At 67.6% G+C, this 14,752-nt stretch carries 9 protein-coding genes; 7 read left to right on the top strand and 2 right to left on the bottom strand.

Annotated elements, in window-relative coordinates:
* Positions 1-60: 60 nt before the first annotated feature.
* Positions 61-3,036, bottom strand: a complete 2,976-nt coding sequence (locus C9412_RS17750) for a TonB-dependent receptor (protein WP_107232831.1) — start codon at positions 3,034-3,036, stop codon at positions 61-63.
* A 133-nt stretch (positions 3,037-3,169) separates the two neighbouring features.
* A complete protein-coding gene (locus tag C9412_RS17745; protein WP_107232830.1) occupies positions 3,170-6,529 on the bottom strand; it encodes a TIM-barrel domain-containing protein in 3,360 nt (1,119 codons plus the stop codon).
* A gap of 322 nt (positions 6,530-6,851) precedes the next feature.
* Between C9412_RS17745 and C9412_RS17740 the strand changes: the two genes are divergently transcribed.
* The 7 genes from C9412_RS17740 to C9412_RS17710 all read left to right on the top strand — a co-directional run.
* A complete protein-coding gene (locus tag C9412_RS17740; RefSeq protein ID WP_107232829.1) occupies positions 6,852-8,018 on the top strand; it encodes an SIS domain-containing protein in 1,167 nt (388 codons plus the stop codon).
* Entirely contained in the window at positions 8,011-8,949 is a 939-nt protein-coding gene (locus C9412_RS17735; protein WP_107232828.1) for an ROK family protein, read from the top strand. The genes C9412_RS17740 and C9412_RS17735 overlap by 8 nt, the downstream gene beginning before the upstream one ends.
* A gap of 16 nt (positions 8,950-8,965) precedes the next feature.
* On the top strand, positions 8,966-10,300 hold the full coding sequence (locus tag C9412_RS17730) for a D-tagatose-bisphosphate aldolase, class II, non-catalytic subunit (RefSeq protein ID WP_107232827.1): 1,335 nt from the start codon (positions 8,966-8,968) through the stop codon (positions 10,298-10,300).
* Positions 10,301-10,333: 33 nt separating this feature from the next.
* Positions 10,334-11,110 carry a DeoR family transcriptional regulator gene (locus C9412_RS17725; protein WP_107232922.1) on the top strand — a complete coding sequence of 259 codons (777 nt, stop codon included), beginning with the start codon at positions 10,334-10,336 and terminating at the stop codon, positions 11,108-11,110.
* Positions 11,107-12,234, top strand: coding sequence for an amidohydrolase family protein (locus C9412_RS17720; RefSeq protein ID WP_107232826.1), 1,128 nt, complete (start codon positions 11,107-11,109; stop codon positions 12,232-12,234). The genes C9412_RS17725 and C9412_RS17720 overlap by 4 nt, the downstream gene beginning before the upstream one ends.
* A gap of 153 nt (positions 12,235-12,387) precedes the next feature.
* The gene (locus C9412_RS17715) at positions 12,388-14,175 is read left to right on the top strand and encodes an MFS transporter (protein WP_107232825.1); all 1,788 of its coding nucleotides are present in this window, start codon (positions 12,388-12,390) and stop codon (positions 14,173-14,175) included.
* A gap of 159 nt (positions 14,176-14,334) precedes the next feature.
* A partial coding sequence (locus C9412_RS17710) for a contractile injection system protein, VgrG/Pvc8 family (protein WP_258190344.1) occupies positions 14,335-14,752 on the top strand: 418 nt, incomplete at its 3' end.

The raw sequence follows: 14,752 nt of genomic DNA, 5'->3' as shown, positions 1-14,752 counted from the left end.
ACATCTCTCCTCTTGGCAGCGCGCCGGCCGCAGCCGGCACGCCAGGTCACGCAAACGGAATTACTTGAAACGGTAGCCGACGGTCACACTGTAACCACGGCCGAAGATGGTTGCGTAGTCACTGGAGTCACCCAGGAAGCTGTTCGGATCGTAGAACGGCAGGCGATTGAACAGGTTCTTGACGGTGAAGCTCAGGTTCCAGGCATCATCCGGGCGCCAGGTGACGCTCATGTTGGCGGTCCACCACGACGGTGCGCCGTCGCACTTGCTCTTCTGCAGGGCCAGGTAGCCGCCGGTGCAGGTTTCCTTGTTGTTGCTCTCTTCGTCGATCTGGTCGGTGGCCCACTTGGTGCCACCCACATAGTTGACGAACATGCTGGTGGTGACCTGCTTGTAGGTCCAGTCGGCGTTGAGCGTGGCACGCAGGCGCGGGTTGTTGTAATAGCCCACCACATCGCCGTAGTACCAGCCGCTGGCTTCATCCATGTAGAAGCGGTTGCGGTTGGCGATGGTGGTGGCCAGACCGAGGTTCAGGTTGCCCCAGTCACCCAGCGAGAAGCGGCTGCGCGCATCGATGTCGAAGCCGTCGATCAGGGTCTTGCCGCGGTTCTTGTACTGGCCCACCACACTGGCCACGTTGCCGGCCGAGTAGCCCGGCAGCACCGACGGGCAGCTCACGCCGCTGGCCGGGTCCGAGCACATCGAGGCCAGCTGTGCCAGGTTGGCGCGATCGCTGTCGGTGATCGGCGAGCGCGACATCGAGATGATGTCTTCCATGCGGCGGTAGTCCGGCGCGACGATTTCATTGTCGCGGTAGATGAACCAGTAGTCGGCCGACACCGACAGCCAGGTGGCCGGCTCGTAGACGAAGCCGAGGGTGGCGATCTTGGCCTTCTCCGGCTTCAGGTCCTTGTTCGGCTGGGTCATGCGCGCCACGGTGCGGCTGCAGTCCACGTTCAGCAGGTTCTTGCCCAGGTCGACGTCACCCGGGCGCTGCGAGCGCAGCAGGAGGTTGGCGATGGCGTTGGTCTCGTTGCAGCGCAGCTCGTCGCGGAAGCCACCCAGCTGCGCGAACACGCCACCATTGCCGGACTCGGCCAGGCTGGGTGCACGGAAGCCGGTGGAATAGGTACCGCGCAGCATCAGCTGGTCGAAGGCCTGGTACTTGAAGCCGATCTTCGGTGCCACGTTGGCGCTGAAGTTCGGGTACTTGTCCACGCGCACCGCCGCATCCAGTTCCAGCTTGTCGGTGATCGGCGCCACGGTCTCGGCAAACAGCGCGTAGGTGTTGCGCTTGCCGTCGAACCACGAACCACCCTGCTGGGTGATCAGGCCGTTGGCCGCATCGGCATTGCCCGGGGTGTAGAAGGTTTCGCGGCTGGCGTTGAAGCCGAAGGCCGCGCGCATCTCACCGGCCGGCAGCTGGAACAGCGGGCCTTCGATCTTGCCGTCCAGGGTGTGCAGGCGGGTCCACGACTGGATGTCGAAAGTCGGGAACGCTTCGCGGATCAGCGCGGCGTTGGCTTCACTGATCTCGCCGAACTTGTACGCCGGATGGTCGGAGATGATCACCCGGCCGGTGCCCGGATCGATCGTGTACGGACCGAAGGCCTTCTCGAAGCCCTTGGTGTTGACGTTGATCGTCTGGTAGGTGGTGGAGTGGGTACCGGCGCTGGCGAACGCGGTCTCCCAGTTCCAGTCACCGCGGCTGCCACGCGCACCGGCCAGCACGCGGTAGCTCTTGTCGGTGTTGCGCTGGCCGAAGTAGCTCGGGCCGGCGTCCTGCAGCAGGTAGTTCAGGCCAACCACGCCGCCCATCATCGCCTTCATCTGCGGGCTGGCGTGGTTGTACTCGTTGTTCGGGCCCAGGAACGGGTACAGGAACTGGTTGACGTTGTTGCCGGTGTTGCGCGAGAACCAGCTGGTCGGGTTGCCGGTGGTGGTGCCGTAGGTGCGCGGGGTGCCGCCGTTGGCGCGCAGGTCGATGTCGGTGTAGGTCGCCTCTGCGAAGATCTCGGTGCTGTCACCGACCAGGAAGGTGCCGTTGAGGTAGGCGGTGTTGCGCTCGGACTTGGCGCCGGCATCGATCTCGTTGTTCATCCAGGTTTCCCAGACGCAACGCGGACCGGCCGCTTCACTGGTCAGCACGTTCTTGCAGCCCGGCGCGGCTTCCTGCACGCGGCGGCCGGTGACCGGATCGAAGGCGAAGTAGCTACCGGGGTTGAACTCGCCCGGCTTGCTGCCCACGCCCAGGCGCAGGTTGTTGAGATAGTTCGGGTTGTTGACGTAGTACTGGTCGGGGCGCTTGTCGTAGAAATCGCTCAGCGGGATCGCGTCGCGGCGGTACATGTTCACCGCGCCGTAGATGTTGAAGCGGTTCTCGGTCAGGTCGCCGAAACCTGCGGTGATGCTGGCCTGGCGCTCGCCGTAGGAGTCGATGCGCGAAGAGGTGTCGTTGGTGAAGTTGATCTCGGCGCCCTGGAAGTTGCGCTTGGTGATCACGTTGATCACGCCAGCCACCGCGTCGGTGCCGTACACCGCCGAGGCGCCGTCGGTCAGCACTTCCATGCGCTCGATGGCGGCGGCCGGGATCGCATCGATGTTGACGAACTGGGTCTGGAAGCCGGCCGGCGCGCCATAGTACGACAGGCGACGGCCGTTCAGCAGCACCAGCGTGCCCTGCGCGCCCAGGCCACGCAGGTTGGCCTGCGAGGCACCGTCGGAACCAGTGAACAGCGAACGCGCATCCTGCTGCGCCGGGCGTGCTGCCGGCAGGTTGTCGAGCACCTGCAGCAGCGTGCGCGCGCCCATGTTCTGGATGTCCTGCTTGCTGATCACCTGCACCGGCGAGGCAGTTTCAACGTCGGTGCGGCGGATGTTGGAACCGGTGACCTCGATGCGGGCCAGGTCGGTGGCCTTGTCCTTGCTGTCCTGGGCGAAGGCGGGAACGGCGACCGACAGCAGCACGCCGGCGATGGCCAGCGACAGCGGAGCGATCGAACGACAGGGGGGGCGGTGGTGGCGTGCGGGCAACATCGGGGTTCTCTCCTGGCAGGGGTGCAGCGCAAAAAGTGAGCGCGTAGGCGTTCGGCGGGCAAAACGCTCCCGGGCCGCGGCCATGAGGGCCGCAGTCGGAATGGGCGGGGGGAGGAGCGGTGTTACGTGGGGGTCATGGGGCGACGATGCTGGCGGAGTCGCCCTCCTGGCCGATCAGCACGGCGTTGGCCCAGTTGGCACAGACCTGGGCGGGTTGGCTGCCCTGCGCACCCAGCGTGCGCAGGCTCAGGCGGGAAATGCCACGGATGTCCAGCTCCGGCTTGACCACGCCGGGCGCCTTCACCAGGCCACTGTCGTACAGCAGGCGGTTGTCACCCCAGACCTGGAACTGCAAGCCACCGGCGTTGCGGCAGGCGTCGTCGATGCCGAGGTCGGCACGCAGCAGGTGCCAGCCGCCCTGCAGGCGCAGGTCGATGCGGCTGTTGGCACCTACGCCCAGCCCACGGCGGAACTGCAGGCCGTTCATGCGCATGCCGGCATCGCCACGGAAGGCCTGGTCGGCGCGCACCTGGCTGGCCAGCGCGGCCGGCACCGGCAGCTCGGAGAGATAGCGCTGCCGGGCCGGTCGCTCCGGTTCCTGGTGTTCGAGGATGTGGAAGGTGGACAGCGCGATCGGGCCGACGTCGCGCGGTTGCAGCGCATCGAAGGCACGGGCGCTGCCCTGTGCCGCGGTGACCATCGGGTCGGTGCTGCTGGCGCCATCGCCCTCGGGGTTCTGCACGCTCAGCACGCGGAAGCGCAGCAGGCGACCGGCGTGGGCCGGGAAGTCGATGCGCTGCACGCCCTCCTTCAGCTGCAGGCGGCCACGTGCGATCGGTTCGCCCCACTCGCCGTTGCTGTCACCCAGGTACACCTCGTAATCGCGTACCTGGCCATGCTTCCAGTTCTTGTCGTTGCGCGGTGCGATGTCGATGCCATCGATCATTTTCCGCTCGCCGAAGCCGATCACCCACTCATGCGCACCGGTGCGCACGGCCTGGTTGCGCACACTGCGGAACCAGGTGCCCGGATCATCATCGAAGGCATTTTCCAGCGCATGGTCGGGTTCTTCGGCCGGGCGATTGACCACCAGCAGGCTGTCGGCCGGTAGTTCGCGGCCCAGCACCGGCGCGGCCGGATAGGCATCGTCGGCAGCGGCGGCGGCCACCGCGAAGTCCAGCTGCAGCTGCAGCGGCTGGCGGATGTCCTGGGCGGCGGTGCGCACGTGCAGGGTGCCACGGCGTTCGCTGGCATCGAAGTACCAGCCCTCAGCTGCGCTGTTGAACGCGGCGGCATCGGCCAGCGCCGGCAATGCGCGGCCAGCGGCCTGCACCGCACGCGGCGCCTGCCGGCTGAGCACGCGCAGGCCATAGCGACGCTGCGCCAGCTGGCCGTTGTACTGGCCCTGCACGGCATCGATCTGCACCTGCACCGGGCCGCTGCCCTGCGCCGGCGCCTGCACGCGGATCCGCTGCGTGCTCGACTCGCCCTGCTGGTAGCGGCGGGTGTTGCCATCGTCTTCGTACAGCGTGTACTGCGAATCGCCCTGCGGGTACAGGTCGAAGGTCACTTCATCGAGTGGTTTTTCGCCGTCGAACAGCATCGACGGGTACATCGGCAGGATCGCACCGGCGCGCACGAATACCGGCAGCGTGGCCAGGTCCACCTGGCGGTCGAGCTGGCGGCCGTCGGCGCCGGCCTGCACGCGGCGGCCATCCCAGTAGTCGATCCAACCGCCGGCCGGCAGGTGGATGTCACGGCGCCAGCCACGGCTGGCGGCCTGGCTGCGGTACACCGGCGCCACCAGCAGGTCGCGGCCGAGCAGGAACTGGTACTTGTAGGTTTCATCCTGCGCGTGCGGGTCACGCGGGTTGTCCCACATCAGGCCACGCACCGGCGGCGCGCCGGTCTGCGCAGCGTCGTGCACCAGACCGTACATGTACGGGGTCAGGCGCATCTTCAACTTCAGGTAATCGCGGTTGATGCTGCGGTAGGGTTCGTCGTACCACCACGGATGCTTGCGAGCGTTCGACGACCAACCGCTCATGCCCATCAGTACCGGGGTGAATGCTTTCCACTGCAGGTCGCGGGTGAAGGTCTCGGCGCTGCCGCCGAAGATCGCATCCACATCGCCGCTGGCATAGGCCATGCCGGACAGGCCGGAGCCGACCAGGGTCGGTACGTGCCAGCGGATGTAGTCCCAGCTGCTGCTCTGGTCGCCGGTCCAGGCCACCGCATAGCGCTGGATGCCGGCCCAGCCCATCACCGTCCACAGGAACGGGCGCGAATCGGAATTGTCGAGGATGCCGTTGAACGCCTGGCGGTTGGCATCCATCGCGAACTGGTAGCCCTTGCCGGTCCAGGCCACGTCCAGCTTCTGCACGCGGCTGCCGGCCTTGCCCACTTCCCAGGCGATCTTGTCCACGCCGTTCTCGGTCCACAGGCCGGTGCGGAAGCCGTACTTGGCCAGGCCCTGCACGGTTTCCGGCAGCTTCTTGTAACCACAGCCGTAGCCATCGTTGGGCAGGATCCAGCCGCCGGGCATGTCGTGGGCGCGGTACTGCTTGGCCACGCTGTCGATCACATCCGGCGTGGTGCCGGTCGGGCCGTCGCTCCAGCCTTCGGGCACGGTGCCGGGCTTCTTGCTGTTGTCACCGTCGTTGTAGCAATCGGCATCGCCGTAGGACAGCGCCCAGCGCGCCACCATGTTCGGGCGGCCGGTCAGCTGGGTGTAGCGCTCGATCAGTTTCGGCAGGTCCGCGCCGACGAAGTAGTAGGCATCGAAACGGTCTTCGCGATGCAGCAGCGTGGCCTGGTCGGCCTCGCGCAGATCGTAGCTGCCATCACTCCAGGTATTGCGCAGCATGCCCCAGCCACGGCTGCTCAGCAGCATCGGCGCCGGGCTCGGGCGGTCGCCCTCTTCCCAGCCACCGGAATAGGACACGTCCAGCTCGCGGCCCTTGAACTGGTAGCGGCCGTTCTGCTGGCCGCCACCGTAATAGCCTTCATCGGCCTGCGAGGACAGCACCTGCACGCTCTGCGCAGCATCCAGGTCCAGCGGCTGCAGTTCCTGCCACAGGGCGGTCGGCTGGCCGTTGTCCAGGCGTTCCAGGCGCAGGCGCAGCGGCTGCCGCTGCACATGCAGCACCAGCGCATCGGTACGCACGCGGATTTCCTGCGCATCTTCTTCCAGCTGCGCCTGCACGTTCGCCTTGGGCTGCGGCAGCACGATCGGCGCGGCCTTGTCGCCGGCGCCGGTCAGTTTGCCGTTGCGGCCGGCCTGCACGCGAATGATGTCGGCAGCCGGCAGTTCGATGCGGATGCGCGCGCCGCTGTCGGTCTGCAGGTCCCAGCCGCGTACGCCGTCCCGGCTGTCGCTGGCGCTGACCGAACGCAGGTTGCCGACCGGCTCGGCATGGGCCGACGTGGACGCCAGCATCAACGCCGGCAACAGGGCCAGCAGCAGCGGCGAGCGACGAACGCAGTTTTCCACGCGGACTCCCAACCCGTTCACCGGGCGTTTCGAAAGCGATTGGGCCGACTCTAGGGCAGCGATTCGAAAGATGTCAACAAATTGAAAGGAAAAAGGAAGATATATTCCTTTGAAACGAAAGTTGTTGCGTCGCAATACTTTGTGTAAGCGCTTGCAAGCGCCTGTTAAGCATTGTGCGATACGGCATGCGCCCGTTTCTTGCGTTTTCCTGCAGGGGCGACACAGGACGAAGCCGACGCCAGATTTTCTTTCTTTTTGCTTTCGCTATTTGACATTTCGAAAGAAAACGCAGATGGTGCGCTGGCCCAACTGGAACCTCCGAATGGACGTCACCCTGCTTTCCGATGTGTCCGCCTGGCAGCGCCTGGGCGGAGCCGATACCGCTACCGAAATCGCCCAGCAGCCTGCGCTGTGGGAAGCCCTCGCCCAGGACCTGTCGCGTGCCCGCGACCGCCTGCAGGCCTTCCTTGGCGACAGCCTCAACGATCCCAACCAGCGCGTGCTGTTCACCGGCGCCGGCAGTTCCGGCTTCATCGCCGAGATGGTGGCCGATGCGATCAACGCACAGTGGGCCGCCGACGTGCGCGTGGTGCACACCACCAGCCTGCTGACCCATCCGGCGCTGTACCTGCAGCGCGACCGCCCGACCCTGCTGGTGTCGTTCGGCCGCAGCGGTTCCAGCCCGGAAAGCGTGGCGGCCGTGGAGCGCATGCGCAGCGATGTGGATGACGCGCGCTTCCTCGACATCACCTGCAACGCCGATGGCGAACTGGCCCGTCGCGGTGCCGGCCGCGCCGACACCTGCACCCTGCTGATGCCATCGGCCAGCTGCGACCGCGCCTTCGCCATGACCAGCAGCCTGACCTGCATGCTGCTGGCCGCGCTGACCGTGTTCGACCGCTCGCCGTGGGACGCCCGGGTGGCGCGCCTGAAGCAGATTGCCGCGCTGGCCCGCGAAGGCCTGGCGCAGTGGGACGCGCCGGTGGCAACGCTGGCGCAGCGCCCGTTCAATCGCGTGATCTACCTCGGCAGCGGCCCGCTGGAAGCGTTGGCACGCGAGTGCGCGCTCAAGGTGCTGGAGCTGACTGCCGGCCGCGTGCTGGCGCTGGCCAACACCCCGCTCGGCTTCCGCCACGGCCCGAAGTCCACGCTGGACGGCAACACCCTGGTGGTGGTGCTGCGCAGTGTGCAGCCGCTGGCACGCCGCTACGAACAGGATCTGCTGGAAGAACTGCGCCGCGACGGCGTGGCCGGCCAGGTGCTGGCGATCGGCCCGCATTCGGATATCGGTGCCGATGACGAGTACACCCTCGTGGTGCCGCCGCTTCACACCGCATTCGACGATCCGTGGCTGGCGCCGGTGTGGTTGGGCTTTGCGCAGCTGTTCGCATTGCAGCGCTCGACCGCGCTGGGCCTGACCCCGGACAACCCGTTCCCGGACGGCACCGTCAACCGCGTCGTCAAGGGCGTCACCATCCATCATGGCTGAGCTGATCGCCCACGCCTGCTACGGCATCGACATCGGCGGCACCAAGATCGAACTGGTGGCGTGCGATGCAGCGATGCAGGTGACCTGGCGCCGCCGGGTCAGCACACCGCAGGGCGACTACGACGGCTTCCTGCAGGCCATGCTGGGGCTGGTGGCCGAGGCGGATACCGCGCTGGGCCGCAGCGACGCGGCCATCGGCATCGCACTGCCGGGCGTGCGTGACCGCCGCACGGGCCGCCAGCTCAGCGCGAATGTGCCGGCGCTGACCGGGCACAGTGTGGCGGCGGATCTGCAGGCGCGGCTGCATCGCCGGCTGCACTTCGGCAACGACCTGCAGTGCTTCGCCCTGTCCGAGGCACACGGCGGTGCTGCCGACGGTTACCCCAGCATGTTCGGCGCCATCCTCGGCACCGGCGCCGGTGGCGGCTTCTGCCTGCAGGGCCGCCTGCTGTCCGGCTTCAACGGGCTGGCCGGCGAATGGGGCCACTGGAGCGTGCCCGGCCACCTGCTGCAGCGTCATGGCCTGCCACTGATCGACTGTGCCTGCGGCCTGCAGGGCTGCGTGGAGCGCTATGTGTCCGGCAGCGGGCTGGCGATGATCGAACGCCACCTCGGTGGCAACGCCGCCGACGCCAGCGCGGTGATCGCCCTGGCCGAGGCCGGTGATGCGCGTGCACGCCAGGCGCTGGACATCCACCGCGACCTGCTCGGCCACAGCCTGGCCGCACTGGTGCTGGCGCTGGACCCGCACGTGATCGTGCTGGGCGGCGGCCTGTCGCAGTACGTGCCGCTGTACCAGCAGCTGCCAGCGGCCATTTCGGCCCATCTGTTCAACGGCGTGCAGGTCCCGCCGATCGTGCCGCCACGCTTCGGTGATGCCGGCGGCGCACGTGGTGCCGCCCTGCTGGCCTGCCAACCCTCGTTTTCCTGATGTCCGGAGCCTGACCATGTCCCCGTTGCAGACCCTGCTTGCCTCCCACCGCGCCGGTGCCAATGTCGGCCTGTACAGTGTCTGCTGCAGCAACGAGCAGGTGCTGCGCGCGGCCATGCACGTGGCGCTGGCGCACGGCACCGTGCTGCTGGTCGAGGCCACCTCCAACCAGGTCGACCAGTTCGGCGGCTACACCGGCATGACCCCGCCGCAGTACCGCGACTACGTGGGCGCACTGGCTGATGAGGAAGGCTTCCCGCGCGAGCGGTTGATCCTGGGCGGTGACCACCTCGGCCCGAATGCCTGGCAGAAGCGCCCGGCCGCCGAAGCGATGACCCATGCGCGCGTGCTGATCGAAGCCTATGTCGCCGCCGGTTTCCACAAGATCCACCTGGACTGCAGCATGTCCTGCGCCGATGACCCGGTACCGTTGCCCGATGCCATCGTCGCTGCGCGTTCGGCCGAGCTGGCCGAGATTGCCGAGCGCACCGCAACCGAACACGGCCTGCCGCCGCCGGTCTATGTGATCGGTACCGAAGTACCGATTCCCGGTGGCGAAGCCTCGCTGGCCGAAGGCCTGCAGGTGACCACGCCGGCCGCCGCCACGCAGACCCTGGCCATCCACCAGCAGGCCTTCGATACGCCGCAGCTGCGCGATGCCTGGCAGCGCGTGATCGCGATGGTGGTGCAGCCGGGCGTGGACTTCGACCACAGCAGCGTGCACGAGTACGACGCCGCGGCCGCCAGCACGCTGGCCGATTTCCTCGAGCAGCAGCCGCGCATCGTGTTCGAAGCGCACTCCACCGACTACCAGCGCGAGAGTGGCCTGCACGCGCTGGTGCGCGATCACTTCGCCATTCTCAAGGTCGGCCCGGCCGCCACCTTCGCCTATCGCGAAGCGCTGTTCGCACTGGCCGCGATCGAAGCCGAACTGCTGCCGGCCGCGCAGTGCTCGCGCCTGCCGCAGGTGCTGGACGAGGTGATGGTGGCGCAGCCGAAGTACTGGCAGTCCTACTACCAGGGCGATGAGGCCGCACTGCGCCTGCTGCGCAGCTATTCCTTCAGCGACCGCTGCCGCTACTACTGGGGCGAGCCGGCACTGGTACAGGCGGTGCAGACCCTGTTCGCCAACCTGGAACAGCATGTACCGCCGCTGGTGCTGCTCAGCCAGTACCTGCCGGAACAGTACCGCGCCGTGCGCGAGGGCACCCTGGCCAATACGCCCACCGCGCTGGTGCAGCACCGTATCGGCCTGTGCCTGGGCGAGTACGCCCGTGCGTGCAGCGCCAACCAGGCCGGAACCCGCGCACAGGCTGCACGCTCGGCTGCCTCCGCTGCGGCGAACGGCTAATCTCTACCTTTCCCCGCGAAACCGAGAATGGCCATGCGCAACACCCGCTCCCGCCGGCAACAGATCCTGCAGCTGCTGATCGAGCACGGCTCGGTGCAGGTGGCCGATCTGGTCGAGCGCTTCGGCGTGTCGGCGGTGACCATCCGCGCCGACCTGACCCACTTCGAAGCGCAGGGCCTGGCCAACCGCACCCACGGCGGCGCCACCCTGGTGCGCACGCCGCCGCAGGAACAGGACATCCACGAGAAGGACGCGCTGAACCTGCCGCTGAAGGAATCGATCGGTGCGTGCGCCGCGCGCCTGGTGCGGCCCGGCGACAACATCATCATCGATTCCGGCTCGACCACGATGACGCTGGCCCGCCACCTGCGCGCCCATCGCGATGTGACGGTGATGACCAACGGGCTGAACATCGCCTGGGAACTGGCCAATGCACCCGGTATCAACGTACTGCTGACCGGCGGTCTGCTGCGCCAGCAGTCGCTGTCGCTGCAGGGCAGCCAGGCCGAGGCCAGCCTCAACTCGTACAGCTTCGACACCCTGTTCCTGGGCGTGGACGGCCTGGACCTGCAGTTCGGCCTGACCACCCACGACGAGGCCGAAGCCCGCCTCAACCATCGCATGGTCGAGCGCGCGCGCCGCGTCGTGGTGCTCACCGATGCCTCCAAGTTCGGCCGCGTGAGCCTGCACCGCATCGCCCGGCTGGACCAGATCCACACCATCATCACCGACGCCGGCATCGACGATGCGACCCGTGAGGGTCTGCAGCGTCTCGGCATTGAAGTGATCATCGCCGAGCCACCCGCATGACCGACACCCGCTCCCTGTACGGCCGCATCCTCACCCCGCTGGGCTGGCGACGTGGCCAGGTTCACTTCGATTCGCAGGTGCGCCAGCTGCAGGTGGATGACCACAGCGGCGGCGATGATCCGCAGCTGCCGGTGATCCTGCCCGGCTTCATCGATCTGCACGTGCATGGCGCGGCGGGTGTGGACCTGATGCAGGGTGGCGACGTGGCGCGCACCATCGCCCGCACCCACCTGCGCTTCGGCACCACCACGCTGCTGGCGACCACCATGACCGCCGGCCTGGACGAGATCGAGCACGCGCTGCAGGGTGTGGCTGCAACCATGGCGGCACCCGACGCGGAAGCCGCCTGCATCGCCGGCGTGCATCTGGAAGGCCCCTTCATCAGCCCGCAGCGGCTGGGCGCGCAGCCCAACCGCACGATCGAGGCGACGCTGGCACTGGTCCAGCAGCTGCATGCGCTGGCGCCGATCCGGGTGATGACGCTGGCACCGGAGATCGGCGAGCACACCGCGTTGATACCCGCGCTTTCCGCGATGGGTATCCGCGTGCAGCTCGGCCACAGCGCCGGTACCTACGAGGAAGGCGTGGCCGCGCTGCAGGCCGGTGCCGCAGGTTTCACCCATCTGTTCAATGGAATGACCGGCGTTGATCACTATCGCCCAGGCATCGCTGCGGCCGCGCTGGCGCACGCGCAGTACGCCGAGATCATCCCCGACCTGCAGCACATCCACCCCGGCGTGATCCGTCTGGCCGCGCGCGCGATCCCGCGCCTGTACGCGGTGACCGACGCCACCGCCGCCACCGGCATGCCTGATGGCGAGTACGCGCTGGGCGAGCAGCGCGTGCACAAGTGTGGAGGCTGCGTACGCCTGGCCACCGGCTCGCTGGCCGGCAGCGCGCTGACCATGGACCAGGCGCTGCGCAACCTGGTGCGCGTCGGCCTGGAGCTGGCCGATGCCTCGCAGCGCGTTTCCACCTTCCCGGCCGATTACCTGGGCCTGGGCGATCGCGGCCGCATCGCGCCCGACGCCCGCGCCGATCTGGTGGTGCTGGACGCCGAACTGCGCCTGCAGCAGGTGGTGGTGGGCGGGCATGTGATTGATCTGAACGCTGTACACGCCTGAAGTACTGCTCTTCGCAACACCGAAAACGCCTGACGCACCGCCGTTCGTAGAGTCGAGCTTGCTCGACTGCTCTGCCACGCCATGCGCGCTCAGTCGAGCAAGCTCGACTCTACGAAAGCAATCCGCACTGAAACGTTCCCAGGGAACCTGCTGATGACTGCAAGCACCGCCCCGCGCTGGCCCGTACGCTACCTGCTCTTCATCGGCGGCCTCGGTGGCCTGCTGTACGGCATCGACATCGGCATCATCGCCGGCGCCCTGCCCTACCTGGAAGCCACCGCCAGCCACGCTTGGCAGCTCAGCAGCCAGCAGCTCGGCTTCGTCGTTGCGGCGGTGCTGCTGGGCAGCGTGCTGTCCTCGCTGTTCGCCGGCATGGTCGCCGACCTGATCGGCCGGCGCGGTGCGATGCTGCTGGCCGGCGTGCTGTTCACCGCGTCGATTCCGATCATGGCGCTGGCCTCCGGCTACACGCCACTGCTGCTGGGCCGCCTGCTGCAGGGCGTCAGTGGCGGCCTGATCGGCGTGGTGGTGCCGCTGTACCTGGCCGAGGTACTCAGCCCCGAGCGGCGCGGCCGTGGCGCGGCGATGTTCCAGCTGCTGCTGACCATCGGCCTGGTGCTGGCCGCGTTGATCGGCCTGTACCACGCGCATGCGGTGGACGCCGCCGCCGAAGCGGTGCGTTCGCTGCCGGTCGCGCAGCAGGCGCAGGAGCTGTTCACGGTGAAGGACCACGCCTGGCGCACCATCTTCTGGAGCTGCCTGGCACCGGGCCTGCTGTTCTGCGCCGGCATCTTCTGGCTGTCCGAATCGCCGCGCTGGCTGGTGCGTCGCGGCCGCGTCGACGATGCCCGTCGCAGCCTGCAACGCGTGTTGCCGGCGGCGCAGGTGGAGACCACGCTGGCACAGATCCAGGCGCCGGAATCGAGCAGCAGCGACGGCAAGCGCGACCCGCTGCTCAGCCGCCGCTACGTGGTTCCGTTCCTGCTGGCCTGCGTGGTGCTGGCCTGCACCCAGGCCACCGGCATCAACTCGGTGCTGGCCTACGCGGTGAACATCCTCAACCAGGCCGGGCTGTCCGGCTCCGTCGCCAACAGCGCCGACGTGGCAATCAAGCTGCTCAATGCGGTGATGACCGTGGTCGCGCTGCTGCTGGTCGACCGCAAGGGCCGCAAGTTCCTGCTGATGCTGGGCAGCGGCGGCATCTGCGTGGCGCTGCTGGCCGCGGCCACGCTGTTCTTCCAGGCCGAGCGTGGCCGCGCCGATGTGCAGCCACACCTGCAGGCCGCCGTCAGTGACGATGGCCTGCAGCTGGTGCTGGATGACGCACAGTGGCAGCGCCTGGGCGCCGGCATCGACAGCGAAGGCCGGCCGATGCAGCTGACCGTGTCGTACGCCTATGGTGACTTCACCAATGTGCGCGCCCTGCGCAGCGACAACCTCACCGACCGCGAGCTGCGCATCGAACGCGCTGGCACCGTGCAGCCGGACAGCGTGATCGGTGCGTTCTTCCGCACGCTGCACCTCAACCCGTTCGCCGACCCGGCCAGCGCCGCCCAGGCGCCGCTGCGCATCGAACAGGCCCGCATCGGGCCGGTGCCGCCGCCGGCACACGGCTGGGCGGTGGCCGCCTGCATCCTGGTGTTCGTCGCGTTCTTCGCGGTCGGGCCCGGCGTGTGCGTGTGGCTGGCGCTGTCCGAGCTGATGCCCAACCGCATCCGCTCCAACGGCATGAGCATCGCGCTGCTGATCAACCAGTTCGTGTCCACCACCATCGCCGCGATCTTCCTGCCCACGGTGGGCCACTACGGCTACGCCAGCATGTTCGTGTTCTGGGCAGCGTGTACCTTCGTGTTCTTCCTGGTGGCCGCATTGTGGCTGCCGGAAACCAAGGGAAAGTCGCTGGAAGAGATCGAAGCGCGGTTTGCAGGGAAGCGCGGTTGATTGCCGCGTCGTGAATGCACTGCCCCATTCTTAGGAGTTTGTCGCGAATAGCCTGATCTGATGTCGGCAAGCGTGATCCACTCCACAGGAATGCTCTGACACGTCGTCACCGGCGGCGCCCTGCCCAACAGTTCTCCCACTACCCGAGGGAGATTCTGCATGGGCACGGAAGCCGCTGTTGTCGCACTGATGCGGGCGATCACGCTCGACGCCCGGCAGCCACGCCAGCTGCGTCTGCAGGGACTGCATGAGGCGTGGGTGGTCGAACGCTTTGAAGGCATCGAAGCGGTCTGCGGCGACAACCGCCTGCAGATCGACTGCCTGGCCACCGATGCGTTCCTGGACCTGGACCCGTGGCTGGAACAGCCGCTGACCCTGCAGCTGCGCCAGGCCGATGGCGCGCTGCGGCAGTGGCATGGGCTGTGCACCGAAGCGGCGCAGCTGGGCAGCGATGGCGGCCTGGCCCGCTACCGTCTGATCCTCGAACCCTGGACCGCGCTGCTGCGCCTGCGCCGCAACGCGGTGATCTTCCAGGACGTGGACACCCGCGCGATCTGCGAGCAGATCTTCGCCGACT

The organism is Stenotrophomonas sp. Nf1 (genome assembly GCF_003028475.1).
In the GTDB taxonomy this organism is placed as follows: Bacteria; Pseudomonadota; Gammaproteobacteria; order Xanthomonadales; family Xanthomonadaceae; genus Stenotrophomonas.
Note: the sequence above shows the minus strand (reverse complement) of the source record. Positions and strands in the feature narration are given on the sequence as shown.

Excerpts from the sequence above, each read along its gene's own strand:
- C9412_RS17730 (WP_107232827.1), top strand. The coding sequence starts at position 8,966 with ATGTCCCCGTTGCAGACCCTGCTTGCCTCCCACCGCGCCGGTGCCAAT.
- C9412_RS17750 (WP_107232831.1), bottom strand. The coding sequence starts at position 3,036 with ATGTTGCCCGCACGCCACCACCGCCCCCCCTGTCGTTCGATCGCTCCG.
- C9412_RS17740 (WP_107232829.1), top strand. The coding sequence starts at position 6,852 with ATGGACGTCACCCTGCTTTCCGATGTGTCCGCCTGGCAGCGCCTGGGC.
- C9412_RS17720 (WP_107232826.1), top strand. The coding sequence starts at position 11,107 with ATGACCGACACCCGCTCCCTGTACGGCCGCATCCTCACCCCGCTGGGC.
- C9412_RS17735 (WP_107232828.1), top strand. The coding sequence starts at position 8,011 with ATGGCTGAGCTGATCGCCCACGCCTGCTACGGCATCGACATCGGCGGC.
- C9412_RS17715 (WP_107232825.1), top strand. The coding sequence starts at position 12,388 with ATGACTGCAAGCACCGCCCCGCGCTGGCCCGTACGCTACCTGCTCTTC.
- C9412_RS17725 (WP_107232922.1), top strand. The coding sequence starts at position 10,334 with ATGCGCAACACCCGCTCCCGCCGGCAACAGATCCTGCAGCTGCTGATC.